The sequence below is a fragment of the Croceibacterium selenioxidans genome (assembly GCF_018599195.1).
Lineage (GTDB): Bacteria > Pseudomonadota > Alphaproteobacteria > Sphingomonadales > Sphingomonadaceae > Croceibacterium_A > Croceibacterium_A selenioxidans.
In genome coordinates, this window is sequence record NZ_JAHFVK010000002.1 from 300,081 (window position 1) to 325,232 (window position 25,152).

The following is a 25,152-nucleotide window of genomic DNA, read 5'->3' on the forward strand; positions in this document are numbered from 1 at the left end:
CGGGACACTCGCAAACGAGGGCGGGTAACTGCTGCTAACAAAAAAAAGTGGGCGGCGCAAACGCACCACCCACTCGATGTCTTCCGATCTTTCAGGATCAGAATTCGGCTTTCACGCTCAGGAAAGCGCGCCGGCCGAAATAGTCGTACTGCGACGCGTAGGGCGCCTGCCCGACAGTGGCGATCACGCCGCTGTTGAGCGAGTTGGAACCCGCCACGGTGACCCGCGGAGGCTTGGTATCGAACAAGTTGGCGACACCGCCCGAGAGGGTGAAATTGCCAAACTCCTTCTGGACGGAAAGCGTATGGTAGAAGGTCGCCTCGGCCGTGACGTCGACGCAGACCGGCTCATTGACGCCGTTGACGACGTTGTAGCCACGGAATCTCCGGCAAAGGGACCCGTTGACGTCAATGTAGTCCTGCTCGTTGTCGGACTTGCCGATGACGTCGAGGCCATAGAGAACCCGCCAGGTCTGGTCCGGGCTCCGCCACATCAGCACGAAGTCGCCCACCCACTTGGGCTCGCCCACTTCGCCATTGTCGTCAGTCAGGTTGCCGTCGAACAACTCGATTTCGTCACGCAACTGCCAGTTCATCTGCGAAGTCAGCTGGAGTGAACCGTACTGGCCGATTTCCTGGGTGATATCGACGGTGAGGTCGATGCCCTCATTGCGCTGGCTGTTGACGTTGATGAACCTGGCCGCGACCGTGTTGACGTTGAGTTCGCCCGACACACCCGTTGGGTAGCGTGTGAAGAGTTGGCACAGCGGTTCGTCTGGGAAGAACTCCGAGTTATAACAGCCGTTTACGATCTCCGAAGCGGCCAGGGTCGCGATCTCACCCTTGATCTTGATATCGTAGTAATCGAGCGCGACGTTGAACTTCGTGTCGGGGAGAAAATCGAACTCCGGACGCAAGATGATGCTGGCAGTCTTCGCCGAAGACGTTTCGGGATCCAGCAGGCCGAGACCGCCACCGGTGGAAACCTCTACGCCAACACCGGCACCGGAATGGTTGCCGGGCATGGCGGGCAGAAGTCCCGGAATGCCCGCTCGGCAGTTATCATAAACCCGCTGGGATACGGAGCCCGCTGCGAGCGCGTCGTCGAGGTTGATGCAGGGGTCGACCTGGCGCTGCGTGCGGAACGAGGTCTGGTCCGCCAGGAACAGCTCGTAGAGCGCGGGCGCGCGGAACGAGGTGCCGTAGCGCGCGCGGAACTGCAGCCATTCGGTGACCTCCCAGTTGGCGCCGACACTGTAAGTCCAGTTGCCGTTGTCGGTGTCGGACTCGCCGTCGCTGGCGCGAGTGGCTGTCACGTTTGTGACGCGGCCCGAAGCCGACAGGGTGAAGGCCTGAATGCCCGGAATGTCGCGAAGAACCGGGATCTCGACTTCGCCGAAGGCTTCCCAGGTCTTGCTGTTGCCGGCGGTGATACCGGCGCTGGTCAGCCCCCAGCTGTTGCCATTGCGGGTTTGTTCGCCCGGTGTGTCGTTGATGGAGTCATGGCGGCCCGAGACACCAAGGGCGGCCTGAACTTCTCCGTACGGCAGCTCGAACAGCGGACCGTCGACCGAGAATTCACCCACCCACTGGTCGTAGACAGTTGAGCCGACGTCGACGCCGAACAGCATCCTTCGCTGCTCAGCAGTCAAGTTTCCGCGCAGGAATTCCGGATCGGTCCAGTTGATATCCACACACGGCTGGCCGGCAGCCAGAGTCACCCCGACGCACGAGCTCGTTCGGAAGTCGTGCAGGTCTACGGCATCAGCGTAGATAATGTCAGTTTCGTAGGTGCCGTCAGAGTGGCTGTATTGCACGTAGCCGTTGTAGCCCCAGTCCTTGAGCCAGCCGAACTGGCCGTCGATCCAGGCGACACCGCGGGTGTAATCGACGTCGATCCGCGTACCGAAGTGGTCAGTGATCGCGGTCGGACTGATGAACCATGGGCCCTCCCAGCCGGGCGAGAACGGATCTCCGAAACCAGGCGCGAGCGGCCCGAAGTCATTGGTGAAGCCGGTGAGGTAGTAGAATTGGCGATAGCTTTCGGTTTCGGTCTTGCGTTTGTTGTAGAGCAGCTCGAACCCGACCTCGGTACTGTCATCGATGTTCCAGGCTCCATCCAGGTATGCGGTGAAGCGTTCCTGCTTAGGCTGCAGGGTCTCATTGAGCATGAACGGGTGGAAGACGTTTTGGACGCTGAGCGCGTCATGCGTCTGGTCCTGTGTCAGCGGGTAGGTACTGGTGTGGCTGACGCGATAGAAACCGGCCGGTACGGTCAGGCCCCAGGTCGGATCCGCCGGCTGGCCGGTCGGAATGTTCGGGGAGATGTACTGTCCGAGATTATCGCCATAGTCCGGCTGATAGATACCGGCCTGGTTGAAATCGTAGTCGTAGACCCAGACGTGTCCCCACAACGTGTCGTTGCAGCGCGGCTTGCCGGTGCGCGGGTCGATGATGTCGGCCCGATTGCCCTGCTCGTCGAAAATATACTCTTCGGGGCAGCCCAGGTAGTCGCGGTCCTTGCGCTGCAGGAAAGACTCGCGGTTATAGTCGAGCGAGGCAAGGATATGGCCGTTGCCGAAGTTCTTGCCCCAGGTGCCGCTGATCCGGAATTCCTCGCCGCCGCTGTCGAACGGGGCGGAAACGAAGGCGTCGAGTTCGAGACCGTCGGTGTCGGTCTTGGTGATCAGGTTGACCACGCCCGCGACCGCGTCCGAACCGTAGATCGACGAAGCGCCAGTCTTGAGGATTTCGACCTGCTGCACGATCGACTGCGGCAGGACGTTAAGGTCGAATGCCGACACAGCGCCGCGCGTGCCGGCCGGACCGGCGCGACGGCTATTGAGCAGCACGAGGGTACGGTTGGCGCCCAGGCCGCGAAGCGAGATGGTCTCCGCGCCCACGCCGCCATCGGTGACGAACGCGCCCGAAATGACCGAGGTGATCTGGGCGGAGCCGGCGGCGATCGGCGAGCTCTGCAACATGTCCGCGGTGCTGAACTGGCCCCGCGCCTGAGCGATGTCCGGATCGATCAGCGTCACCGGATCAGGACTGGTGAACTCGCTGCGGCGGATACGAGAACCCGTGACCACGATCGTGCCTTCGTCACCGGCGGACACGGCCTGGCCGGATTCCGGCGGCCGCACGTCGGCAGGCGGCTGTTCGGCGCTTGCCTCGTCCTGAGCCAGGACCGGGTGGGAAAGGAGTGCAATGCTTATGGCAATAGGCGCCGCGGCGCCGCGGAGGCGGGTTTGGATGTTCACAGATCAGTCCCCAATCACGATTCCGGCTAAGCCGGACGTTGACCCTCAATGAGATCCTGACCGATTGCTCTTTTTACCCCAGCAACGCCCGAGACCGCACTGCAGGGAAAAGGTGCTGGTGTAAGAAAATGCTTTCAATTCAAATTACGTTCAGGTTCGGCTTTCGTGGCTTTGCTGTGACAAATGCACAACAGGTTTCGCTTGAGACTGCCTTTTGCATTGCAGCGTCGAGATTGAACTGGTCTCGACTGGCCGGGCTGGCGGGATAAGGCTGCCAACTTCCGCTTGGGCCCGTCTCGTTGACAATATCTGTGGCCGCAAAGTGCGGGTATGGGTATTGGACTCTGCCGATACGCGCTCTATGCGCGGCGAGTCTCAAGCGCGCTGACGCGCGCATCGAATCATTCTGAAAGGGAGCACCCTATGCCGCTGGTGAACATGAAGCCGTTGCTTCGCGACGCGATGGATAACGGCTACGCGGTCGCCGCATTCAACCTCGTCGACTACGGGACGACGAAGGCGATGGTCGCGGCGGCGGAAGAGCTGAACGCTCCGGTCATCTGCCAGACCTCGACCAAGACCATCCAGTACTGGAGCCACAAGGAAATCGTTTCCTGGGTCCGCACCGTGGCCGAAGATTCGCCCGTGCCGGTGGTTCTGCATCTCGACCACTGCAAGGACCTTGCCATGATCGAGGCTTGCGCCAAGGCCGGCTGGACCTCGATCATGATCGACGCGTCCGAGCTACCCTTCGAAGAAAACCTCGAGATGTCCAAGCGCGTGCGCGACATCGCCGAAAAGTACGGCGTCGGCATGGAAGCCGAGCTTGGCCAGATCATGGGCGTCGAGGACGACATGCATGTGGCCGAAGAGGATTCGGTCCTGACCGATCCGGAAGATGCCCAGCGTTTCTGCGACGCGCTCGACCTGTCGGCCTTCGCTTGCGCCGTCGGCACCGCGCACGGTTTCTACCATGGTGACCCGGTGGTCGACTTCGACCGCATCAAGCGCATCAACGAGCTGACCAAGACGCCGATGGCGCTGCACGGTGGCACCGGCTTGTCTGACGAGACCTTCCTCAAGGCGATCGAGCGCGGCAGCGCCAAGATCAACATCTCGACCAACCTCAAGCACGTGTTCGTGCAGAGCTTCGTCGACTACCACACCGCCAAGCCGACCGATTTCGAGCCGCTGCGCCTGATCGACGCGCAGTATCAGGCCTGCAAGACCATGTTCTCCGGCTTCATCGAGAAGTTCGGCGGCAAGGATCGCGCGCCCGCCTATCTCTCCAAGGCCGCCTGAGGGGTCTGACGAGAGATGATCAAGGCACTTATTTTCGATTGCGACGGCGTGCTCGTTGACACGGAGCGCGACGCGCACCGGGTCGGCTTCAACCTGGCGTTCAAGGAAATGGGCATCGACGCCGAATGGGACGTCGATCTCTATGGCAAGCTGTTGCTGGTCGCCGGCGGCAAGGAGCGGATGCGGGCTTATTTCGACGAGTTCGGCTGGCCCGCCGGCACCGAGACCGACGCGCAGAAGGACGAACTGATCCTGGCCTTGCATAAGACCAAGACGCAGATAACGTCCGAGCTCGTGTCCACCCTGCCCGTCCGCCCCGGCATCCTGCGCATTATCGACGAGGCTATCGCGGCCGGGGTGAAGCTGGGCGTCTGCACCACGTCGAACCCCAAGTTCATCGACGCCGTGCTCGACTTGTTCGGGCCGGAACGGAAGGCGAAGTTTGACTTCGTCCATGCCGGGGACGTGGTTTCGAAGAAGAAGCCCGATCCGGAAATCTACGAGCTGGCCAAGACGTCGCTCGGCCTACCGGTGCACGAATGCATGGTGATCGAGGACAGCCGTAACGGCCTGCTCGCCGCCACTGGCGCCGGGCTGCCGACACTGATCACGACCAGCACTTACACGGTGGAAGAAGACTTCACCGGTGCGGTAAAGGTCGTGCCGGAGCTGGGTGATGAACCGAATGTCAATGTCAGGCTCGCCGACCTGGGCGAACTGGCGGCCGCCACTGCGGCCTGAGGGAGGATGGAATGACTGAGATTTCGCAGAGCCAGATCGAGCGGGCGATTCAAACGACCTGTAAGACCGTGCTTCGCAACGAACTGTACTTCTCGGATCTCGACGGCCTGGCCGGCGACGGTGACTTCGGCACCTCGCTCGCGACCGGCTATCGCGTGATCCAGAACGACTGGAACGACATCGACAAGAGCAACATCGGCGCGATGCTGCTCAAGATCTCCATGCTGGTGAGCAAGCACGTGGGTGGCAGCTCGGGCCCGATCTGGGGCACCGGCTTCATGAAGGCCGCGATGCTCAGCAAGGGCAAGGAAGCCGTGACCCTGCAGGAACTGACCGACATGCTCGGTTCGGCCATCGAGGGCATTCAGGCCCGCGGCGGCGCCAAGCTGGGCGACAAGACCCTGCTCGATGCGCTGATCCCGGTGCACGAGACGCTCAAGGGCCACTGCGCCAGCGCGAACCCCGACCTGGGCCGGGCGCTGTGCGATTGCGCCGATGTTGCCGAAAAGGCGATCGAAGAGACCAAGACGCTCGTCGCCCATCGCGGACGCGCCTCACAGGTTGGCGAACGCAGCGCCGGCACGCCCGATCCGGGCATCGTCTCGATCGCTGTGATCCTGAACGACTGGTGCAAGGAATTCGGCGTCGAGCGTACCGCGACAGCCGCCGAAGTGCTCAACCAACCCGCTTGATTAACCGCCACTGATTTCCAGGGAGAGGAAAGCCCATGAAGAAGTTCGTCAACGATCCCGCACAGTTCGTGCCCGAGTTCATGAAGGGTATCGCGCAGGCCAATCCAGACCTGCTCGACTACACCCCCGAGTTCCAAATGATCACCCGCAAGGGCGGTCCCAACAACTCGAAGGTTTCGATCGTCCAGGGTTCGGGCTCGGGCCACGAGCCGGCGCACGTCATGGCCGTTGGCCCGGGCATGCTGACCGGCGCCTGCCAGGGTGCCGTGTTCGCCGCTCCGCCGGTCGACGCCTGCTACGAAACGATCAAGGCCTGCGCTTCGGACGCTGGCGTGCTGGTCCTGGTCAACAACTACCAGGGCGACCGCATGGCTTGGGACATGGCCACCGAGATGGCCACGGCTGAAGACATCAACGTCAAGCAGTTCTGGATCAACGACGACGTCGCGGTCGAGGACAGCCTCTACACCGTCGGCCGCCGCGGCGTGGCCGGCAACTTCTTCGTCATCAAGGCCTGCGGCGCTGCCGCCGACCAGGGCAAGAGCCTCGACGAGGTCTATGCCATCGCCGAGAAGGTCAACAACAACGTCCGCACCATGGGCGTAGCGCTGACCAGCTGCATCCCGCCCGCCAAGGGCACGCCGATCTTCGAACTCGGCGATGACGAGATCGAAGTGGGCGTCGGCATCCATGGTGAGCCGGGCCGCCGCCGCGAGAAGATCCACAGCGCCGACAAGATCACCGAAGAGCTGTTCGAAGCCGTCTCCAAGGACATCCCGTTCAACTCGGGGGATCGCATTGCGCTGATGATCAACGGTCTCGGTGGCACGCCGATCACCGAGCTCTACGTGATGTATGCCAAGGCTCACGACCTCGCCGAACAGGCTGGCTTCACCGTCGTGCGCAACTACGTCGGCGAATACTGCACCAGCCTGGAAATGGCCGGCGCTTCGTTGACCATCCTGCGCCTCGACGCCGAGCTCGAAGCCCTGCTCGACGCTCCGGCCGAGACGGCTGCGCGTATCTTCTGATCCATCCAATCAGTCACGCAATCGAAGCGCCCGGTTCCGCAAGGAGCCGGGCGTTTTCGTTTTTGGTCAGTCATTTGCTGAGTTGCGCAAAACGCAACACTTGTCATATATTTCGCACTTGCGAAATATGTTGCAATGCACCATCTGCGCGCCATCGAACACGCCACAACGGCGGTTCAAGCAGGGGAATAGCAATGACCTACATGGCCAACCGCCTGATTTCGGCGGTCTTTGCTGTCTCGATCAGCACCGTGCTGTTTAGCGCCGTCCTCATCTAAGGACGGTATCGAGCGCAAAACAGAGGCGCCCGGCTCCATCTGGAGGCGGGCGTTTTTTGTTTAGGCCTCGGGGAAGCTGGCGCCTCGGGTCCGACAGGGCCGAGTAGCGAGTTTTGCCGCAGCCCTCGCCGCCATTCGCACTCCATGCTCGCGCAAGGCAATCCTATGGCGCCAGGACGCGCCGGCCTTCGCCCGTCCGCGGTTTTACTCTTCCGGTGTTAGGCCCGCACTCGCCCGCGGGTGAATGGCTGTGCCTGCTCCCCTCCCGCAAGCGGGAGGGGGATACCCTCCAGATCTTCCGCGAGCTGGCTCGGGGAGGATTGGCTCAATTAACGCCCCGCGTAGCGCGCGCCCTGGATGTCGACGATCTTCGGCGTCCGAGCGAAAAGTTCGCTGAACGGATCGTCGCCGGTTTCCATCTGGTGCGGCTCGGTGCCTTCGCGCACTGTGGTGCGGCGCATGTCGCGCTTGTACTTCGAATAGTCGAAGTCCCCACCCTTATGCATCGAGGCCAGGTTGTCCCAGATGACCATGTCGCCAGCGTTCCACTTCACGCTGAAGATGTACTGCGGCTGGGTAGCATGCTCGATCAACTGCTTGATCAACGCGCGACCTTCCTCCTTGGGCATCCCTTCGACGTCCATCGTGTGCGCGGCGATGAACAGCGTCTTGCGGCCCGAGCCCTTGTGCACATGGACCAGCGGATGCTTCGCGCGCGGCCGCTCCTCGATCTCCTCGTCGGAGATGTCGGCGCCGGCCATCTTACGGCTCCACCACAGCGTGTTGATGCCGACCTTGTCCTCAATCAGGTCCTTCATGTCCTGCGGCAGGTCTTCATAAGCGCTGCGGGTATCGGCAAACCAGGTCTCGCCCCCCTCGGGCGGCACCTGGTGGGCCAGCAGCAGCGAATAGCTGGTCCGCTTTTCCAGGAAGGCACTGTCGGTGTGCCACAGGCGGTCGCCCTTGCGGTACTGGATCGCCGCGACGTCCTGCGTGATCTCACCGTCGACGTTGAGGTTCGAAGCATCGAATAGTTCGCGATGCGGGAGGCGGAAGCGTACACCTTCGCGCCGCGGCACGCGTTCGAGGTAGCCGAAGTTGCGGCTGAACTCGACGTGCTGATCGTCATTCATACCCGTGTTGCGCCACACGGTGACGCCCCAGGTATCCATCGCATCGGTCACCTGCTTCACGTCTTCCTGGGTGAGCGGCTTGGTGAGGTCCAGGCCCGAACACTGAGCGCCGAAGCGCGGCAGGATCGGTTCCACAATAAGGGGCATCGGTCTCTCCGGATTTAATTAGCAAGCTAAGCAATAGCATCGGGGCGCTTGCGTTGCAAGGACGAGCGCTTGCAGTGCGCCACAAGCTCTCCGTGCTGGTTGTAGGCCCGATGGGCAAAGGTCACGATACCCTGGCCGGGACGTGATTGGCTCTCCCTCACCTCAAGGACCTCGGTCTCGATGCGCAGGGTGTCGCCGACGAATATCGGCGCAGGAAATCGTACCTCGTCCCAGCCGAGATTGGCGACCGCCGTCCCCTGCGTGGTGTCGTTGACCGAAATCCCGACCATCAGACCCAGGGTGAAGCACGAGTTGACCAGGATCCGGCCATACTCGGTATCCTTCATGTATTCGGCGTCGAGATGCAGCGGCGCCGGATTGTGCGTCAGCGCGCTCATGAGCAGGTTGTCGGTTTCGGTCACCGTGCGGCGCAGCGGGTGGTCGAACACCCTGCCGACCGCAAATTCATCGAGCCATAGTCCGGCCATTTAGCTCTCCTCTCCTCCCATCTCTAGCGTGGTGCGACGTGCGGGGAAAGGAATGGCGCGCCATCCGTTGTGCGCGCGGAGGCAATGACGGAGCCCATATGCGAGCGTACACTTTTCCCATCCTGGCGCTGGTCGCGCTTTCCGGCTGCGGCAGCAACGAACCGAGCGCTGAGGAAACCACGGCGGCAACACCAGCCGCGGAGGTCTCTCCACCACCGGTCGCCGAAGCTCCGTTGGCTGGGAACGAGACCGACATCCCCGAAGCGCTGCGGGGCCGCTGGGGCCTGGTGCCTGCCGATTGCGAACCGGGACGCGACGATGCGAAGGGCCTGCTGACCATCACCAATACCGAATTGAAGTTTTACGAATCGGTCGGCAAGCTCGAGGGAATCGAGGAATTCGACCCGAGCCGCATCCGCGCTTCGTTCAGTTTCACCGGGGAAGGCCAGGAATGGGAACGCGACGTGGTGCTCGACGCGCAGGACCAGGGAAAGACGCTGATCCGGCGGGAGTACGGAGAGGATGCAGCGCCCGGTCCGTTCCGCTATACCAGGTGCACCTAAGGAGAGGAAAATGCCTATGACGAAGGTATTGCCACTGGCAGCAGCCGCCGCCGCCCTGATACTCGGGGGATGTGCCACGACGAATACGGGCTCACGCGAAGACTTCGTGGGCGGCAAATGCGATGCAAAACCAGGACAGACCTTCGTCGGCCAGCGCGCCACGGTTGCCGTTGGCGCCGGAATCCAGAAGGCCACCGGCGCAGCGATCCTGCGCTGGGCCCCACCGCGTAGCGCGCTGACCATGGACTTCCGCGAGGAACGGGTGACTATCGCCTACAACGACGACCTTGTGATCGAAATGATCACCTGTGGCTGATCCGGCAGACGGGCGCCAACGCATCCCCGCCCAGTCCCCGTTCGAAGAAGAAATCGGCTTCACCCGCGCCTTGCGCGTGGGTGACCGGATCGTCGTTTCGGGCACTGTGGGCGTCGAAACCGATGGATCGGTCAAGGAAGACGCGGGCGCCCAGGCGGACCGCTGCTTCGCGCTGATCCGCGAGCACATAGAGCAGCTGGGCGGGCGCATGGCCGATGTCGTCCGCATTCGCATGTTCGCAACCGACATCAAGGACGCCGACGCGATCAGCGCCGCCTTCAGCCGCGCGCTCAAGCACGCCCGGCCGACGGGCACGCTGGTGGCGATCGCCGGGCTCTACGACCCTCGCTGGAAAGTCGAAATCGAAGCGGAGGCTGTGATCGGTTCGGGACAGTGACCGAGCCGTTCGCCCTCACCGAAGACCAGCTCGCGATCCAGGAAGCGGCGCGGCGGTTCACCGCCGACGCCATCACGCCGCACGCCGCCGAATGGGACGAAGGACACGTCTTCCCCAAGGAGACGATCAAGGCAGCGGCGGAGCTCGGCTTCGCCGCCATCTACGTGTCGGAGGAGAACGGCGGCATCGGGCTGGGGCGGTTTGAGGCAGCGCTGATCATGGAGGCGATGGCCTATGGCTGTCCCTCCACCAGCGCGTTCATCTCGATCCACAACATGGCAAGCTGGATGATCGACAGCTTCGGTTCGGATGAACTGAAGACCAAGTACCTGCCGCGCCTCGTCGGGATGGACTGGATGGCGAGCTATTGCCTGACCGAGCCCGGCTCAGGCTCCGACGCCGCGGCGCTCAAGACCCGTGCGGTGCGCGAAGGCGCCGAGTGGATCGTCAATGGCACCAAGCAATTCATCAGCGGCGCCGGGGTGAATGATCTCTACCTGACCATGGTGCGCACCGGAGAGGACGGGCCCAAGGGTATCTCCTGCCTCGCCATCGAGAAGGGGATGCCGGGCGTCTCGTTCGGCGCGCCGGAGCGCAAGCTTGGCTGGCATTCGCAGCCGACGGCCTCGCTGATCCTAGATAACGTGCGGGTTCCGGCCGAGAATCTGGTGGGTCGCGAGGGTGAAGGCTTCCGCATCGCGATGCAGGGGCTCGACGGCGGACGCCTCAATATTGGCGCCTGCTCGCTCGGCGGGGCTCAGCGATGCCTGGACGAAGCGCTGCGTTACACCAAGGAGCGGCGGCAGTTCGGCAAGGCGATTGCCGATTTCCAGAATACCCAGTTCACCCTGGCCGACATGGCGACCGAACTGGAAGCCTCGCGCGCCCTGCTCTACCTCGCCGCGGCCAAGGTCACGGCAGGCTCGCCCGACAAGACCCGCTTTGCCGCCATGGCCAAGCGCCTTGCGTCGGACACCGGGATCGCGATAGCCGACCGGGCCTTGCAGCTGCATGGCGGCTACGGCTACTTGCAGGACTACCCGGTCGAGCGTTTCTGGCGCGACCTCAGGGTTCATTCGATTCTGGAAGGCACCAACCAGATCATGCGGCTGATCGTTGGACGGGATTTGTTGAGGGAATGAGCGAAGAGGTTTTGATCCGCTGGGCCGGCTCTGTCGGCCATATCTCCCTCAATCGCCCGAAAGCTCTCCACGCCCTGACCCAGGCGATGTGCGAAGCGATCAGCGCGGCGCTGCTGGCTTGGCGCGACGACGCGGCTATTGAGGCGGTGATCCTCGACCATGCCGAGGGCCGCGGGTTCTGCGCGGGCGGCGACGTTGCCATGGTGCGGCGCTCGGCGCTTGAAGACGGCGGCACCGCGGGCCGCGCGTTCTTCCATGCGGAGTATCGCCTCAACCACCTGCTGTTCACTTACCCCAAGCCCGTCGTCGCGTTCATGGACGGTGTGACGATGGGTGGAGGGGTCGGGCTCGCCCTTCCGGGCCGCTATCGCATCGCGACGGAGAACACCCTATTCGCTATGCCCGAAGGCGCGATCGGACTGTTCCCTGACGTCGGCGCGGGCTGGTACCTGCCGCGACTGCCCGGACAGATCGGCAAGTTCCTGACTCTGACCGGCGCCCGGCTCGACGGTGCCGAATGCCATTGGGCCGGGCTCGCCACCCACTATTTGCCGAGCGAGAAGCTGGCGGAAGCGAAGCAGCGGATCGCCGAGCGCCCAGCCTCGATCGAAGCCGCGCTCAATGACCTTGCGGCTGAGGTGCCCCCGGCCCGCCTCGCCCGCAATGCCGAGCGCATCGAGCGCCTCTTCGCCCCCGACACTCTCGAAGGGATTCTCGACGCCCTTGCGAGCGATCCCTCCGAATGGGCCGCCAAGGAACTCAAGGCCGTCGCCGCTAAGTGCCCCGCCACCTCCAAGGTCGCCTTGAGGGAGTTCGCCGAAAGCGCGGGCAAGAGCGACTTCGCAGAGGAAATGGCGCTCGAATACCGGCTCGCCGCGCGGATGATCATGCGGCCCGACTTTGCCGAAGGCGTGCGCGCGGTGCTGGTCGACAAGGACAACTCGCCGGTCTGGAATCCCGCCACCGCTCAAGCCGTCACCCAAGACTCGCTCGACGCCATTTTCGCACCACTACCACTTCAGGAGGAATGGACGCCCTTCCCGGCTTGATGGCGGACAAGAATTTCTCCCCATTCGCGCACTTGCGAATACCCGCGCCAAACGGCACTTCGCGTCCATGCAAGCCTTGACCCACCTATCCCGTCTTGAGGCGGAGAGTATTCACATCATGCGGGAAGTAGTGGCCGAGGCCACCAATCCCGTGATGCTCTATTCGGTTGGCAAGGACAGCGCCGTGATGCTGCATCTTGCCAAGAAGGCGTTCTACCCGGCGCCGCCGCCATTTCCCCTGCTGCATGTCGATACGACCTGGAAGTTCCAGGATATGTATGCCCTGCGCGACAAGGCTGCGCGCGAAGCGGGGATGGACCTGCTCGTCTATCACAACCCCGAAGCGATGGAGCGCGGGATCAACCCGTTCGACCACGGGCCCCTTCACACCGACATGTGGAAGACCGAGGGGCTCAAGCAGGCGCTCGACAAGTGGGGCTTCGACGCGGCCTTCGGCGGCGCCCGGCGCGACGAGGAAAAGAGCCGCGCAAAAGAGCGCATCTTCTCGTTCCGCACCGCGACCCATGGCTGGGACCCGAAGAACCAGCGGCCTGAGCTGTGGAACCTCTACAACGCCCGCAAGGCCAAGGGCGAAAGCATACGCGTGTTCCCGATCTCGAACTGGACCGAGCTCGACATTTGGCAATACATCATGGCCGAAGGGATCGAGATCGTGCCGCTCTACATGGCCGCCAAGCGCCCGACGGTGATGCGCGACGGACTGCTTCTGATGGTCGATGACGAGCGCTTCCCGCTCAAGCCTGGAGAAGAACCGGTGATGCGCTCGATCCGGTTCCGTACGCTCGGCTGCTACCCGCTGACCGGCGCGGTCGAGAGCGAGGCGGCGACGCTGCCCGAGGTGGTGCAGGAAATGCTGCTGACCACCACCAGCGAACGGCAGGGCCGCGCGATCGACAAGGACGAAGGCGGTGCCGGGATGGAGAAGAAGAAGCAGGAGGGCTATTTCTGATGGCCGAGAATTCTCCCCTCCCGCTTGCGGGAGGGGTCGGGGGTGCGCCTGTGGCCGCCCGCGACGCTACCGACAAAGACACGCCCACCCCTAACCCCTCCAGCAAGCGGGAGGGGGACAGCGTCTATCAGACCGACAGCCTTATCGCCGAGGATATCGGGGCTTACCTAGAGCTGCACCAGAACAAGGGTCTGCTGCGCTTCATCACGTGCGGCAGCGTCGATGACGGCAAGTCCACGCTGATCGGGCGGCTGCTCTACGACAGCAAGATGATCTTCGAAGACCAGCTTGCCGCGCTGGAGGCCGACAGCAGGCGCGTCGGCACGCAGGGCCAGGCGATCGACTTCGCGCTGCTGGTCGACGGCCTCGCCGCCGAGCGCGAGCAGGGCATTACGATCGACGTCGCCTATCGCTTTTTTTCGACCGAGAAGCGCAAGTTCATCGTCGCCGATACGCCGGGGCACGAGCAGTACACCCGCAACATGGTCACCGGCGCTTCGACCGCCGATCTCGCCGTGATCCTGATCGACGCGCGCAAGGGCGTTCTGATGCAGACCCGCCGCCACTCGTTCCTCGCCCACCTGATCGGCATCCGCCATATCGTGCTGGCGGTGAACAAGATGGACCTGGTGGGTTACGACCAGGACGTCTTCAACAAGATCGTCGCCGATTACCACGCCTTCGCGCAGGAGATCGGCATCGCCGGGTTCACCGCGATCCCGATCTCGGGCTTCAAGGGCGACAACATCACCCAGGCCCCCTCGTCCGAAACCCCATGGTACCGCGGGCCCAGCCTGATCGAACACCTGGAGACGGTCGAGATCGAGGCTACCGCGGCGCAGGCGGGCGCGTTCCGCATGCCGGTGCAATGGGTCAACCGCCCCAACCTCGACTTCCGCGGCTTTGCCGGGTTGATCGCCGAGGGCACCGTCAAGCCGGGCGACGCCGTGCGCGTCATCCCCTCGGGCAAGACCAGCACCGTGTCGCGGATCGTGACCCTCGACGGCGACCTCGAGGAAGCGGTCGCCGGCCAGTCGGTCACCCTCACCCTGGCCGACGAGATCGACTGTAGCCGGGGCGACGTGCTCGCCGCTGCCGGCGATCCGCCACAGGCCGCCGACCAGTTCGAAGCCTCGCTCGTATGGATGAGCGACGAAGCGCTGATCCCGGGCCGTGGTTACTGGCTCAAGCTCGCGACCCAGACGGTCAGCGCCAGCGTGGCCCACCCGAAGTACGAGATTGACGTCAACTCGCTCGAACACCTCGCCGCCAAGACCCTGTCGCTCAACTCGATCGGCGTGGCCGAGGTGACGACGGACAAGCCAATCGTGTTCGAACCCTATGCGAAGAACCGCCAACTCGGCGGGTTCATCCTGATCGACAAGCTGACCAACGCGACAGTCGCGGCGGGCATGATCCATTTCAGCTTGCGCCGGGCGCAGAACGTCCACTGGCAGGCGCTTGAAATCGGGCGTGAACAGCACGCCACGCTCAAGGGCCAGGCGCCCGCGGTGCTGTGGTTCACCGGCCTTTCGGGCTCGGGCAAGTCGACCATCGCCAACATGGTCGAGAAAAAGCTCCACGCCACCGGTCGCCACACGTTCCTCCTCGACGGCGACAATGTCCGCCACGGGCTCAACAAGGACCTGGGCTTCACCGAGGCCGACCGGATCGAGAACATCCGCCGGGTGGGCGAAGTCGCCAAGCTGATGACCGATGCCGGCCTGATCGTGCTCACCGCCTTCATCAGCCCGTTCCGCGCCGAGCGCGAGCTGGTGCGGCAGATGCTGCCCGAAGGCGAGTTCATCGAGGTGTTCGTCGATACCCCGCTCGAAGTAGCGGAGAACCGCGACGTGAAGGGGCTCTACAAGAAGGCCCGCGCCGGCGAGCTCAAGAACTTCACCGGCATCGACAGCCCTTACGAGCGGCCGGTCAATCCGGAAATCCGTATCGACACCACCAAGACCTCGCCCGAGGAGGCTGCCGAATTGATCGTCAATCGCCTGATCGGCGCCTGGACTCCCGATCTGTGAGCCAGACCGACGCCGCGCTGGCGGCCGAACTCGCAGAAGCCGCCGGGCGCATCCTGCTCGACCTGCGGGCGCGCGGCGAATTCGAAGGCAAGGCGCTGGGCCAGGAGGGCGACCGCCTGGCCAATGCCTGGCTCGTCGAACGCCTCCGCGCCGAACGGCCCGACGATGGCCTGCTCTCCGAAGAGAGCAAGGACACCGCCGAGCGCCTGAGCAAATCGCGTGTCTGGATCATCGATCCGCTCGATGGCACGCGCGAATATGGCGAGGCGCGTGCAGACTGGGCGGTCCATGTCGGTCTGGCGATCGACGGTGTGGCCGAGATCGGCGCGGTGGCTCTTCCGGGGCTCGATGGCGGTCTGGTCCTGAGTTCTGGCCAGCCCGTGGCTCCGGCAGAACACATCGGCGCACCGCGCATGCTGGTGAGCCGCACCCGTCCCGCAGCCGAAGCCGTCGCCGTCGCCGAGGCGCTGGGGTGCGAGTTGGTTCCGATGGGTTCTGCGGGAGCCAAGGCCATGGCTGTGGTGACCGGACAGGCGGAAATCTACCTGCATTCCGGCGGCCAGTACGAATGGGACAACTGCGCGCCGGTGGCCGTGGCAAGGGCGAATGGATTGCATTGCTCGCGGATCGACGGGAGCCCGTTGATCTACAACAACCCCGACACCTACCTGCCCGACCTGCTGATCTGCCGGCCGGAATACGCCGAGCAGGTGCTGGAAATAGTGGCCTCGTTCTAACCGGGGGGATTCCGATCACGGTTAGCCTGCGAACCACAAGCTCACCACGAACGGCCCTATGTTCAAGCTCCGTTCGTCCTGAGCCTGTCGAAGGACACCCCTCCACCATACGCTGCGCGGACGGTCCCTCTTCCTGAGACAAGCTGGGGGAGGATTAACCCCGCAACCGCTCCGCCAGGGCCCGCGCGGCCTCGCTCACATCCCTCCAGGTCACCTCGAACCCAGCCGCGTCGCCATAGTAGGGGTCGGCCACTTCCTCTCCCTCACGCCCCGGCACACAGTCCAGCAGCAATCCGATCTCAGCCGTCGCATCGGCCGGCGCGCGCGCCTGGAGCACGGCAAGATTATCCTCATCCAGCGCGAAGATGTGCGTGAACCGGCGATAGTCCGCCAGCGTCACCTGCCGCGCCGCCAAATGGTCGATCGGCACGCCCTTGGCCTTCGCCACGGCGCAGGAGCGAGGATCGGGCGCCTTGCCGCTGTGCCAACCGGCCGTCCCCGCAGAGTCGACCTCGACGTCCATCCCCAGCCGCTCCACCTCTTGCCGGAACGCGGCCTCAGCCAGCGGCGAGCGGCAGATGTTCCCGAGGCACACGAACAAGACTGCGTACCGTCCGCTCACAGTTTCGGGTTGCCCGCACTCCACTTGATGGTCAGTTCGAGCCCGCTTCCGATCGGCAGCAGTAGCGTCTGCAGGTCCGGTTTGGCCTTTACCGCCTCGCGGAAAGCCCGCACGGATTCGCGGGCGCCTTCAGGGTAGATCATATTGTCCGAAGCGATGATCCCCTCTTCCGCCAGTCGCGGATAGACCGCCTCGAAGCAGGGGAGGTAGAGGTTCTTCCAGATGTCCAGCAGGACGAAGCCCCACTCACCTTCGTCCGCGGCGATCACCTCCAGCGCATCTCCGGAGCGGAACTCCACGAACTCGGCGAGGCCGGCCTGTTCCAGCATGCCGCGCGCATAGGCCTGCTTGCCGGCATCGACATCGACCGAAACCACCCGCGCTCCGCAAATCCGGGCGGCGTCGGCCAGGAACAGGGTGGAATAGCCGTAGCTCGTCCCCAGCTCGAGGATCCGCGCGGGCTGGCGGCCCACAGCGAGCGAGCGAAGAAACTCCGCGGCCTCGGCACCCACCGGCAGCAGAAACTCGTCGCGCCGCTCTCCGAACGAGCCGCGCGGCAATTCGCGCGACAGGTCAAGTTCCTCCCGGTGGCGGGCGTCGTACTGCGCAAAAACGGCTTCGGCGCGAGGGTCGGCAAAGTGCATCAGGCGATCCATGGTCCGGTTATGGCGACAGTCTTCGCCGGGCGATAGAGGTTGACGAACAGGACCTTGCCGTCGGGCGAGAAGCAGGCCCCGGCCCATTCGGTATCGATCCGCGACAGCGCCAGCGGATAGGCCACGCCTTCGGGCGTGATCCAGCGCAAGTGGTTGGAGACTTGCTCTGTATACTGGTCTTCGCATACCACCAGATGCCCGCCCGGGGCCACGGTCAGGTTGTCGCCGAAGTTGAACTGTTCGATCGAGGTGCTCTCGTAGAAGAGCTGCAGCCTGTCGGGACCGCTGGCCTGCGGACGCAGGCGGAAGATCTGACCGAGCTTGGCCGCGCCGCCACTGGTGCAGCAGAAGTAGAGCTCTCCCTCGCCCATCCAGATGCCCTCGCCCCGCGCGAAGATCGTCGCCCCGGCGGCAGCGCCGCGCTTGCGCAAATCGTCGTCGGGTGCCTCGACATTGTCGAGGTCGATCCAGCGGACGCCCTGCCAACCCTGCGGTTCGAAGCTCACCCCATTCCAGTTGCGCGTATCGGGCAACCCGTCGATCGCCAGCGCCTGCAGCTTGCCACCTTCGGCCAGCTTGCCCTTCACGTTGGGGATGAAGCGATAGAGCAGCCCGTCCTCGCGATCCTCGGTCTCATAGACCACGCCGGTCGCGGGATCGACGCAGGCGGCTTCGTGGTTGAAGCGGCCCATGGCCTCGAGCGGGACCGGGTCGATCGGTCCGGTGGCGCTAGCCGGGACTTCGAACACGTAGCCGTGGTCCCGGTTGAGCCTGCCGTCGGCGCGGCTCACGTTCTCCTCGCAGGTCAGCCAACTGCCCCACGGCGTGATCCCCCCGGCGCAATTGCGGATGGTGCCGGAAAGCGAGCGATACTGCTGCTCTACCGCCAGGGTCTCCGCGTCGAGAACGAGCGTCGTTGTACCTCCCGGCAGCGGCACCAGACTGCGACCGACGGTGTCATAGGCCGGGCCTACTGCGCCGCCCGAATCCTTGTCCGGCATCAGCTCGTGATTGCGCACGAGCGCGAGCTTGCCGTTGCCGAGATCGAAACACCCCATGCCGTCGGCATGATCCGGAACGGTCCCGCCGTCGCTCATTGCATCGCCGAGGTTGGAGAGGACCCGGTATCTGAAGCCCCGAGGCAGATCGATCAGTCCATTGGGATCGGGCAGCAGCGGCCCATAGCCCCCCGGGCCGTCAGCCGCTGCGGCCAGGCCGGAGCGCAGGCAACCACTGGCCACCAGCGCAGCGAAGGCCGAGCCGGTGGCCCGGAGGAAAACACGGCGGTCCGAAATCATTGCATACTCCCGATACCGCGCCCGAATCGCGGCAAGCCTCTGACAAAATGAACCTGCTGCTCCGCGCATACCAATCGGTCGGAAGTAGCGCGAGAGGCGCACTTGTGGTCAATTGGCCGAAACAGGGGGAGGGAAGCCATGAGCCGGATAAATGTCTGGACGATGACAGCGGCACTATGTCTGGTTGTGAGCGCCCAGGCGGTGGAGGCGCAAGAACCGGGCGCGCCCGTGGTGCTCGCCGCCGCGACTACGGGGACACCGGCAGAGCGGGCCCAAGCGACGCTCGCCCAGATGACGCAGGACGAGAAGCTCACCCTGCTCAAGGGCTACTTCGGCACCGACTTTCCGCCCGCGAAGTTCGAAGCCCCGAAGGAAGCGCGTAACGGCTCGGCCGGGTATGTACCGGGCATTCCCCGCCTCGGCATTCCGCCGCAGTGGCAGGCCGATGCCGGGATCGGTGTCGCGACCCAGGGCGGAGCGGCGGAGAAGCGGCCTCGCACCGCCCTTCCCTCGGGCCTGGCAACGGCGGCGAGCTGGGATCCGGAACTGGCTTTTGCGGCAGGCAAGATGATCGGCTCGGAAGCGCGCGCCGACGGGTTCAACGTGCTGCTTGGCGGGAGCGTCAACCTGATGCGCGAGCCGCGCAACGGGCGGAACTTCGAGTATACCGGAGAGGACCCGCTGCTCGCCGGAATCATGGCCGGGGCGCAGATCGCCGGGGTGCAGTCCAACCAGATCATCTCGACGGTCAAGCACTTCGCGGTCAACGACCAGGAGACCGACCGCAACGACGGCAACGCCATCGTCGAGGAAGGTGCGCTCAGGATGTCGGACTTGCTCGCCTTCCAGATCGCCATCGAACGCGGCGAGCCCGGTTCGGTCATGTGCGCCTACAACCGCGTGGGCGGCCTCCATGCCTGCGAACAGCCGTTCCTGCTGAACCAGGTCCTGCGCAATGAGTGGCGCTTTCCGGGCTACGTCATGTCTGACTGGGGCGCGGCCCACTCGACCGCCGCGGCGGCCAATGCCGGGCTCGATCAGGAGTCAGGTTACGGTCTGCAGCGCGCCGACTGGTTCAGCGCCGACAAGCTGGGCAAGGCCGTGGCCGCCGGCGAAATCTCGCAGGCGCAGATCGACCTTATGGTCACGCGCATCCTCCAATCGATGTACGCGCATGGGCTGGTCGACAATCCGGTGAGCGAGGGCCACCCGATCGACTTTGCCGCCAACCGCGCCGTCAGTCAGCGCGGGGCCGAAGCAGGCATGGTTCTGCTCAAGAACGAACGCGACGTGCTGCCGCTGGCGGCAACCGCGCGGCGGATCGCGATTATCGGCGGGCACGCGGACAAGGGCGTGCTCTCGGGCGGGGGATCGAGCCAGGTCTATCCCGACGGCACCAACGCCGTGCCGGGGATAAAGCCGACGAGTTGGCCTGGGCCGGTCGTGTTTTACCCCTCCTCGCCGCTGGAGGAACTGCGCAAGCTGCTACCCGGTGTCCAGATCGACTACGCCGAAGGAACAGCCGACCCGGCGGCGGCCGTACGGCTCGCGGCGCAGGCGGACGTGGTGCTCGTGTTCGGTACACAGTGGGCGAGCGAGAGCATCGATGTGCCGCTCTCGCTGGCCGAAGGACAGGATGCCCTGATCGATGCAGTGGCCGGGGCCAATCCCAACACCGTGGTCGTGCTCCAGACCGGCGGTCCGGTGCTGATGCCGTGGGTGGACAAGGTCCCGGCCATCATCGAGGCCTGGTATCCCGGGCGTGCAGGTGGCGCGGCCATCGCCCGCATCCTGACCGGTGCCGCCAATCCCTCCGGTCACTTGCCGGCGACCTTCCCCCGCAGCCTCGATCAGCTCCCGCACCCCGGCGACCCGCGCAAAGGCGACATCGTTTATGACGAGGGCGCCGCAGTGGGCTACAAGTGGTTCGACAAGCATGGCCACGAACCGCTGTTCCCGTTCGGCCACGGGCTGTCCTACACCACGTTCGAGATCGATCACCTGGTAGTCACCCCTGAAGGCGAAGGGCTGGTGGCCATGGTCGAGGTGACCAACACCGGAAAGCGCGCCGGTGCGGAGGTGGTGCAAGTCTATGTCTCCGGCATGGGCTGGGAAGCCCCGCGCAGGCTCGGTGGCTTCGAGCGGGTCGAATTGGCATCAGGCGAGACCCGGCAGCTCGATATTCACGTCGACCCCCGCGTTCTCGCCACCTGGTTCACGGGCCGGCCGGGCTGGACCCATCCCGCGGGCGCCTACACCGTCAGCGCGGGCCACAGCTCCCGAGAGCTCGATGACAGCGTGACCATCGAACTGCCGCCAAGTTTCCTGCCGCCCGAATGGCGACCCGCCAAATCCTAGCCGTGAGACGAGAGGTCCTTCGACAAGCTCAGGACGAACGGATACTCATGAAATTTCTGGAGCGCTATTGGTGGGTCTTCCAAAGGTCCGTTCGTGGTGAGCTGGTCGAACCACCTCCCCGAGGCTGGTTCGGGGAGAACCCTGACTCCCCCTTGGATCGAAGTTCCCCTACCCCCGGTACCATCGCAAGACTGCGCGGGGGCGAAGGCCATGTCTACCTCGATCATCGACGGCACCGTCGAAGAAGTCGTCACCGGCCGCCAACGCGGCAGCATCACCGTCTTCAAGTCGATCCGCTTCAAACTCGAAGATGGCTCCGGCAGGACCGTGACCAAGGCCGTGGTCAAGCAGCCGGTCTCCGATGAACTCAAGCCGGGGGCGCGGGGCCGGTTCTATTTCTTCAACGCCTTCGATATCCGCGGCTTCCATGGCGTGCGCATGGCCGACGGTCGGTCGATCTACGCCTTCCCCACCAATAACCAGAAGCTGTTCCTGATCCTCGGTCTGATCAACCTCGCGTGGATCGTCTTCAAAGTGACGGTCGACGGCGAGATCCCTCTGCTTGGACTGGCCCTGATGATCCTTGCGGTCGTCGGGTGGATCTTCATGGGTAAGGGAGAGAAGGAAGCCCGGCAGCAGTTCGATGCTGACGCCGACCTCTCCGGGAAAGCGGCTGTTACCGGCGCATGACAACGCCAAGGACGGCCCGCGACATCGCTGGTCTCGGCAGTTGGACCAGCTTTTCGCTGCTGGTCCAGGCGGGATTGGCCGGGGCGGGGGTAGCGGTCGCACTAAGCCATGGGACTGACTTCATTGCCGCCAGTGAGAGCTACAGCCTGATCTCGCTGCTCCAACTGCTTGCGTTCGTGGCGGCGGGAGGGCTGTTTCTACGCTGGACCTATCTGGCCACCGTCAACGCGCACGCCTTTCGCGCCGAAGGTTTGCGTTTCGGGCCATGGCTGGCGGTCGGGTCCTACTTCATCCCCATCGCCAACCTCGTGATGCCGCTTCAGTCGATGCGCGACACGTGGAAAGCCACCGTCGAGCCTCGCGATTGGGAGGTCGTCCGCGTGCCTGCCGTGCTGGGCCTGTGGTGGTTCTTGTGGCTCGCGAGCAATATCGCCGGGATCGCCGCCTTCCGTCTGTCCGACGCCGCACGCTATCCCGATATGGGCGAACTGGCCGAAACGCTGACGATGCTTTCCGATGGCCTGACGCTGGGGAGTAGCGCGCTGCTTTCTACCATCGTTCGGCGACTGTCAGGACTGCAGCAGGTACGAGTGGATGCCATCGCCACTGGGGTGACACCAACCCGCCCGGGCGGCTGACGGTTACTACTCCCCCGCCTGCTCTTCGCGGATGTTGCGCAATTCCCGATCCACCCCGTTGATCTTCGTCATGCCCTTGATGTTGGGTATGCCCTTGTAGAGCGTGCGCAGGTACGCCTGGTCGAAATCGGTCAGGCCGCTTGGCGGGGTGCCGGTCTCGTCGAACAACGCCAGGATCGTGTCCATGGTGGCGGCGCTGCTGGTAGGCCGGGTCTTGGCGAAGCCCCGCATCGTCGCATAGTCGGCCAGTTGGATCAGCGTCTTGTCGCGTACTTTCTCACGGTCGAACAGGACGACGGTCTGGGCGATATCCTCCCGCACATTGATGTAGATCTTCGAATGGGCCGCATTCATCTGCATGACTGGTGGGCTGGTCAGGCTCTCTCGTCGCGAGATGGGCATGCCATTGCTGGCGCGCATCATCGAGGTGGTCCAGACCCGAACCGGGCCTTCCTCCGCCAGCAAAGCGTCCCGATCCTTGCGGTCCATCCATTGGAAAAGGTAGCCTTGGTTTTCGGCCAGGCGCTGGAGTTCGGCTTGTCCATCTTCGACAAAGGCGATGACGAGGTTGGGCGAACAATCCGTATCGTCGGCCATCCACATGTCGAGGCGTTCGCCGCTCCAGCGAATCCGATCGATCATCAGGGCGGCGAACTCGGGCTTGAGGCCCAGGATTCCCGGGCAGAGGCGGTCCTCGATCCGAGCCAGCGGGTTGTACATCAGATCGCCGCGCTCCTCGGTGATCTCCCGCGCCTGCCGGTTGACTTCGGCCGGCGAGGGTTCATCGGCGCGGCCGGTGACGACGATATCGTTGGCGTCAGGCTCCGCGGGGCGATTACCGGCGTCTTGGGCCTGTAATGGAGTGCCCAGTATTGCGGCGCCTGCCAGCAAGCCCAGGGCTCCGGTCCGCGACAGCATCATCGTCAGTATTCTCCGGGCAAAGGCCACCGCCCTTGCGGGACGGCGGCTCGAGACAGTGTGAAACGGTTATTCGGTGAAGGGCGCGCCGGTCGCAGCCTCAAGCGCCGCGAGACGGGCGGAGCCCGGCAGGTTCGGCAGACCGTCGTAGAGTGTAGCCAGGAACTTGCGGTCGAAATCGGTCAGGCCCGTAGGGCGCTCCGCCCCTTCGTCGAACAGGCTGACGATGGACTCGCTCCGCGCCGATGCCGGGGGCAGCCGATGCGTCAGGGCGCGGAACGTGGCGTAGTCGGCCAGCTGTTGCAGGCTGAGCCCGGTCACGGCGCCGCGATCGATAAGAACCAGCGCCGAGAGGATGTCATTGCGGGTCGCGGTATAGATCTTCGAATGCGCCCCCCACATTTCAGCCATCGGAATGTCCGACAGGTTCTCGCGCCGCGGGATCGGCATGCCGTCACGCGAACGCGCCCTCACGCGCAGCACGGCGCGCGCTCCGCCCGTCTCAGCCAAAAGCGCCTCGCGCTCGCCCCGGTCCATTTCGAAGAACAGAGTGCTGTTCTGGCCGACCAGACGGTTGAGATAGTCCGCTCCATCATCGATGAAGGCGACTACTATGTTGGCGTCGCAGGTCTGCTCGCTCGCGAGCGGAAGGCCCAGTGCCTCTGCATTGCCGCGGATCATGCCAACCACGGTTTCGGCCGCGTCCTGCTTAAGTCCGACTACACCGGGGCAGAGCGGATCCTCGAACCGCGGCAGCGGTTCATCGGCGCGAGCCTGGGCCGGCTGCGCTGCAAGGAAGGCCGCGGCGAGCCCGCTAAGGGCGATTGTGCGAAACCGGGCAAGCATTGTTCCGTCTCCAGCACTCTTTGGCCCGGATTATCCCCCTTTCGGGAGGATTGGGCAACGGAACTCTTGTCGCAAATGTTATCCGTATCCGGGCCGGCGTCTTGATCGGGGTGACCGTTCACGGCTCCGCGTCGGAATCACGATCTCAGGATTATTCCCGATGATGAACGGCTTGTTCCGCCACTAAGGTGCCTGGGCCAATCCAATTTCTCATGAGGCTCGGCCAATGACTTCAACCTCCAGCAATGTTCGCGCAACCCTCGTTGGGATCGCAGCCGGCCTCGTGCTGGCTGGCTGCAACAACTCCAGTTCCGGCGACCAGGAGGCGACGGCTGAAGCCACACCCGTCGCCACGGAAACCGCAACTCCGAATCCAGCGTTGTTGCCGGCCAACGCCCTTCTCACCGATCCCGGCGTAAAGGACGCGCTTCGCGCCGCCTTCCCCGATCCGAACACGCTCTTCGCAACCGTGTCGACCGATCTGAACGCGGACGGAAATGACGAAGTGATCGTCTATGCCTACGGCCCGACGGCGTGCGGATCGGGCGGTTGCAGCCTTCTGGTGTTCAAGCGCGATGCGTCTGGTCTGCACGCCGTGACGAAGACCACCGTCACGCATGAGCCGATCCGAGAATTGGCGACGATCACCAACGGCTGGCGCGACCTCAGCGTCGGCGTGAGCGGAGGCGGAGCGGCATCCCGGCAGGTCCGGCTGCAATACGATGGCAAGAGTTACCCGGCGAACCCAACCGTCCTGCCCGAATCGGCTACGGTCGGCGCCACCGATGGCACCGTGCTGTTCGAAGAACCGCTGCAAGGCGCCGCTCTGCCGGCCTCTTGAGGTT

Annotated in this window: 24 protein-coding genes; 16 read left to right on the top strand and 8 right to left on the bottom strand. The window is 64.1% G+C overall.

The window, feature by feature from the left end; genetic code table 11:
- Positions 1-97 precede the first annotated feature (97 nt).
- Positions 98-3,262 (bottom strand): TonB-dependent receptor domain-containing protein, encoded by a 3,165-nt coding sequence (locus KK137_RS10225; protein ID WP_214536337.1) that lies wholly within the window; start codon positions 3,260-3,262, stop codon positions 98-100.
- 423 nt (positions 3,263-3,685) lie between these two features.
- Between KK137_RS10225 and KK137_RS10230 the strand changes: the two genes are divergently transcribed.
- The 4 genes from KK137_RS10230 to dhaK are packed head-to-tail and all read left to right on the top strand — an operon-like array spanning position 3,686 to position 7,028.
- A complete protein-coding gene (locus KK137_RS10230; RefSeq protein WP_214536338.1) occupies positions 3,686-4,564 on the top strand; it encodes a class II fructose-bisphosphate aldolase in 879 nt (292 codons plus the stop codon).
- A 15-nt stretch (positions 4,565-4,579) separates the two neighbouring features.
- Positions 4,580-5,305: an HAD-IA family hydrolase gene (locus KK137_RS10235; RefSeq protein WP_214536339.1), complete on the top strand. Its 726-nt coding sequence runs from the start codon at positions 4,580-4,582 to the stop codon at positions 5,303-5,305.
- A gap of 11 nt (positions 5,306-5,316) precedes the next feature.
- A complete protein-coding gene (gene dhaL, locus KK137_RS10240; RefSeq protein ID WP_214536340.1) occupies positions 5,317-5,997 on the top strand; it encodes a dihydroxyacetone kinase subunit DhaL in 681 nt (226 codons plus the stop codon).
- Positions 5,998-6,032: 35 nt separating this feature from the next.
- Positions 6,033-7,028, top strand: a complete 996-nt coding sequence (dhaK, locus tag KK137_RS10245) for a dihydroxyacetone kinase subunit DhaK (RefSeq protein WP_214536341.1) — start codon at positions 6,033-6,035, stop codon at positions 7,026-7,028.
- A gap of 607 nt (positions 7,029-7,635) precedes the next feature.
- On the opposite strand, the gene KK137_RS10250 is transcribed toward dhaK, so the two are convergent.
- Both KK137_RS10250 and KK137_RS10255 read right to left on the bottom strand, forming a co-directional pair.
- Positions 7,636-8,586, bottom strand: a complete 951-nt coding sequence (locus KK137_RS10250; protein ID WP_214536342.1) for a TauD/TfdA dioxygenase family protein — start codon at positions 8,584-8,586, stop codon at positions 7,636-7,638.
- 26 nt (positions 8,587-8,612) lie between these two features.
- On the bottom strand, positions 8,613-9,074 hold the full coding sequence (locus tag KK137_RS10255) for a MaoC family dehydratase (protein WP_214536343.1): 462 nt from the start codon (positions 9,072-9,074) through the stop codon (positions 8,613-8,615).
- 98 nt (positions 9,075-9,172) lie between these two features.
- On the opposite strand from KK137_RS10255, the gene KK137_RS10260 reads away from it, so the two are divergent.
- The 8 genes from KK137_RS10260 to KK137_RS10295 are packed head-to-tail and all read left to right on the top strand — an operon-like array spanning position 9,173 to position 16,281.
- The gene (locus KK137_RS10260) at positions 9,173-9,637 is read left to right on the top strand and encodes a hypothetical protein (RefSeq protein ID WP_214536344.1); all 465 of its coding nucleotides are present in this window, start codon (positions 9,173-9,175) and stop codon (positions 9,635-9,637) included.
- Between the two features lie 16 nt (positions 9,638-9,653).
- Complete coding sequence (locus KK137_RS10265; protein WP_214536345.1) at positions 9,654-9,953, top strand: I78 family peptidase inhibitor; 300 nt, start codon at positions 9,654-9,656, stop codon at positions 9,951-9,953.
- Positions 9,946-10,350, top strand: coding sequence for a Rid family hydrolase (locus tag KK137_RS10270; RefSeq protein ID WP_214536346.1), 405 nt, complete (start codon positions 9,946-9,948; stop codon positions 10,348-10,350). Before KK137_RS10265 ends, KK137_RS10270 begins: the two co-directional genes overlap by 8 nt.
- The gene (locus tag KK137_RS10275; protein WP_214536347.1) at positions 10,347-11,492 is read left to right on the top strand and encodes an acyl-CoA dehydrogenase family protein; all 1,146 of its coding nucleotides are present in this window, start codon (positions 10,347-10,349) and stop codon (positions 11,490-11,492) included. The genes KK137_RS10270 and KK137_RS10275 overlap by 4 nt, the downstream gene beginning before the upstream one ends.
- On the top strand, positions 11,489-12,541 hold the full coding sequence (locus KK137_RS10280) for an enoyl-CoA hydratase/isomerase family protein (protein WP_214536348.1): 1,053 nt from the start codon (positions 11,489-11,491) through the stop codon (positions 12,539-12,541). The genes KK137_RS10275 and KK137_RS10280 overlap by 4 nt, the downstream gene beginning before the upstream one ends.
- A gap of 22 nt (positions 12,542-12,563) precedes the next feature.
- On the top strand, positions 12,564-13,511 hold the full coding sequence (gene cysD, locus KK137_RS10285; RefSeq protein ID WP_338028110.1) for a sulfate adenylyltransferase subunit CysD: 948 nt from the start codon (positions 12,564-12,566) through the stop codon (positions 13,509-13,511).
- On the top strand, positions 13,511-15,544 hold the full coding sequence (cysN, locus tag KK137_RS10290; protein ID WP_214536349.1) for a sulfate adenylyltransferase subunit CysN: 2,034 nt from the start codon (positions 13,511-13,513) through the stop codon (positions 15,542-15,544). The genes cysD and cysN overlap by 1 nt, the downstream gene beginning before the upstream one ends.
- On the top strand, positions 15,541-16,281 hold the full coding sequence (locus tag KK137_RS10295) for a 3'(2'),5'-bisphosphate nucleotidase CysQ (protein ID WP_214536350.1): 741 nt from the start codon (positions 15,541-15,543) through the stop codon (positions 16,279-16,281). Before cysN ends, KK137_RS10295 begins: the two co-directional genes overlap by 4 nt.
- 154 nt (positions 16,282-16,435) lie before the next feature.
- Here the strand turns inward: KK137_RS10295 and KK137_RS10300 are convergent, their stop codons facing one another.
- Genes KK137_RS10300 through KK137_RS10310 form a run of 3 tightly spaced genes read right to left on the bottom strand, consistent with a single transcriptional unit; the run spans position 16,436 to position 18,857 of the window.
- Positions 16,436-16,903 carry a low molecular weight protein-tyrosine-phosphatase gene (locus tag KK137_RS10300; RefSeq protein ID WP_214536351.1) on the bottom strand — a complete coding sequence of 156 codons (468 nt, stop codon included), beginning with the start codon at positions 16,901-16,903 and terminating at the stop codon, positions 16,436-16,438.
- Positions 16,900-17,559: an O-methyltransferase gene (locus tag KK137_RS10305; protein ID WP_214536352.1), complete on the bottom strand. Its 660-nt coding sequence runs from the start codon at positions 17,557-17,559 to the stop codon at positions 16,900-16,902. The genes KK137_RS10300 and KK137_RS10305 overlap by 4 nt, the downstream gene beginning before the upstream one ends.
- Positions 17,547-18,857 (bottom strand): alkaline phosphatase PhoX, encoded by a 1,311-nt coding sequence (locus KK137_RS10310; RefSeq protein ID WP_214536353.1) that lies wholly within the window; start codon positions 18,855-18,857, stop codon positions 17,547-17,549. The genes KK137_RS10305 and KK137_RS10310 overlap by 13 nt, the downstream gene beginning before the upstream one ends.
- A gap of 138 nt (positions 18,858-18,995) precedes the next feature.
- On the opposite strand from KK137_RS10310, the gene KK137_RS10315 reads away from it, so the two are divergent.
- The 3 genes from KK137_RS10315 to KK137_RS10325 all read left to right on the top strand — a co-directional run bounded on the left by KK137_RS10315 (position 18,996) and on the right by KK137_RS10325 (position 22,543).
- A complete protein-coding gene (locus KK137_RS10315) occupies positions 18,996-21,215 on the top strand; it encodes a beta-glucosidase family protein (protein WP_250893818.1) in 2,220 nt (739 codons plus the stop codon).
- Positions 21,216-21,425: 210 nt separating this feature from the next.
- Entirely contained in the window at positions 21,426-21,905 is a 480-nt protein-coding gene (locus KK137_RS10320) for a hypothetical protein (RefSeq protein ID WP_214536354.1), read from the top strand.
- Positions 21,902-22,543 (top strand): DUF4328 domain-containing protein, encoded by a 642-nt coding sequence (locus tag KK137_RS10325; RefSeq protein WP_214536355.1) that lies wholly within the window; start codon positions 21,902-21,904, stop codon positions 22,541-22,543. Before KK137_RS10320 ends, KK137_RS10325 begins: the two co-directional genes overlap by 4 nt.
- 6 nt (positions 22,544-22,549) lie before the next feature.
- On the opposite strand, the gene KK137_RS10330 is transcribed toward KK137_RS10325, so the two are convergent.
- Together KK137_RS10330 and KK137_RS10335 are read right to left on the bottom strand one after the other, a co-directional pair.
- Positions 22,550-23,464 (bottom strand): hypothetical protein, encoded by a 915-nt coding sequence (locus KK137_RS10330; RefSeq protein ID WP_214536356.1) that lies wholly within the window; start codon positions 23,462-23,464, stop codon positions 22,550-22,552.
- Positions 23,465-23,530: 66 nt separating this feature from the next.
- The gene (locus KK137_RS10335) at positions 23,531-24,307 is read right to left on the bottom strand and encodes a hypothetical protein (protein ID WP_214536357.1); all 777 of its coding nucleotides are present in this window, start codon (positions 24,305-24,307) and stop codon (positions 23,531-23,533) included.
- 226 nt (positions 24,308-24,533) lie between these two features.
- On the opposite strand from KK137_RS10335, the gene KK137_RS10340 reads away from it, so the two are divergent.
- Positions 24,534-25,148, top strand: coding sequence for a hypothetical protein (locus KK137_RS10340; RefSeq protein ID WP_214536358.1), 615 nt, complete (start codon positions 24,534-24,536; stop codon positions 25,146-25,148).
- The last annotated feature ends 4 nt before the right edge of the window (positions 25,149-25,152 follow it).

What these genes read in the sequence shown, in the direction of transcription:
- KK137_RS10230 (WP_214536338.1), top strand. Translation starts at nt 3,686, where the DNA reads ATGCCGCTGGTGAACATGAAGCCGTTGCTTCGCGACGCGATGGATAAC.
- KK137_RS10235 (WP_214536339.1), top strand. Translation starts at nt 4,580, where the DNA reads ATGATCAAGGCACTTATTTTCGATTGCGACGGCGTGCTCGTTGACACG.
- dhaL (WP_214536340.1), top strand. Translation starts at nt 5,317, where the DNA reads ATGACTGAGATTTCGCAGAGCCAGATCGAGCGGGCGATTCAAACGACC.
- dhaK (WP_214536341.1), top strand. Translation starts at nt 6,033, where the DNA reads ATGAAGAAGTTCGTCAACGATCCCGCACAGTTCGTGCCCGAGTTCATG.
- KK137_RS10250 (WP_214536342.1), bottom strand. Translation starts at nt 8,586, where the DNA reads ATGCCCCTTATTGTGGAACCGATCCTGCCGCGCTTCGGCGCTCAGTGT.
- KK137_RS10255 (WP_214536343.1), bottom strand. Translation starts at nt 9,074, where the DNA reads ATGGCCGGACTATGGCTCGATGAATTTGCGGTCGGCAGGGTGTTCGAC.
- KK137_RS10260 (WP_214536344.1), top strand. Translation starts at nt 9,173, where the DNA reads ATGCGAGCGTACACTTTTCCCATCCTGGCGCTGGTCGCGCTTTCCGGC.
- KK137_RS10265 (WP_214536345.1), top strand. Translation starts at nt 9,654, where the DNA reads ATGACGAAGGTATTGCCACTGGCAGCAGCCGCCGCCGCCCTGATACTC.
- KK137_RS10280 (WP_214536348.1), top strand. Translation starts at nt 11,489, where the DNA reads ATGAGCGAAGAGGTTTTGATCCGCTGGGCCGGCTCTGTCGGCCATATC.
- cysN (WP_214536349.1), top strand. Translation starts at nt 13,511, where the DNA reads ATGGCCGAGAATTCTCCCCTCCCGCTTGCGGGAGGGGTCGGGGGTGCG.
- KK137_RS10305 (WP_214536352.1), bottom strand. Translation starts at nt 17,559, where the DNA reads ATGGATCGCCTGATGCACTTTGCCGACCCTCGCGCCGAAGCCGTTTTT.
- KK137_RS10310 (WP_214536353.1), bottom strand. Translation starts at nt 18,857, where the DNA reads ATGATTTCGGACCGCCGTGTTTTCCTCCGGGCCACCGGCTCGGCCTTC.
- KK137_RS10315 (WP_250893818.1), top strand. Translation starts at nt 18,996, where the DNA reads ATGAGCCGGATAAATGTCTGGACGATGACAGCGGCACTATGTCTGGTT.
- KK137_RS10320 (WP_214536354.1), top strand. Translation starts at nt 21,426, where the DNA reads ATGTCTACCTCGATCATCGACGGCACCGTCGAAGAAGTCGTCACCGGC.
- KK137_RS10325 (WP_214536355.1), top strand. Translation starts at nt 21,902, where the DNA reads ATGACAACGCCAAGGACGGCCCGCGACATCGCTGGTCTCGGCAGTTGG.
- KK137_RS10330 (WP_214536356.1), bottom strand. Translation starts at nt 23,464, where the DNA reads ATGATGCTGTCGCGGACCGGAGCCCTGGGCTTGCTGGCAGGCGCCGCA.
- KK137_RS10335 (WP_214536357.1), bottom strand. Translation starts at nt 24,307, where the DNA reads ATGCTTGCCCGGTTTCGCACAATCGCCCTTAGCGGGCTCGCCGCGGCC.
- KK137_RS10340 (WP_214536358.1), top strand. Translation starts at nt 24,534, where the DNA reads ATGACTTCAACCTCCAGCAATGTTCGCGCAACCCTCGTTGGGATCGCA.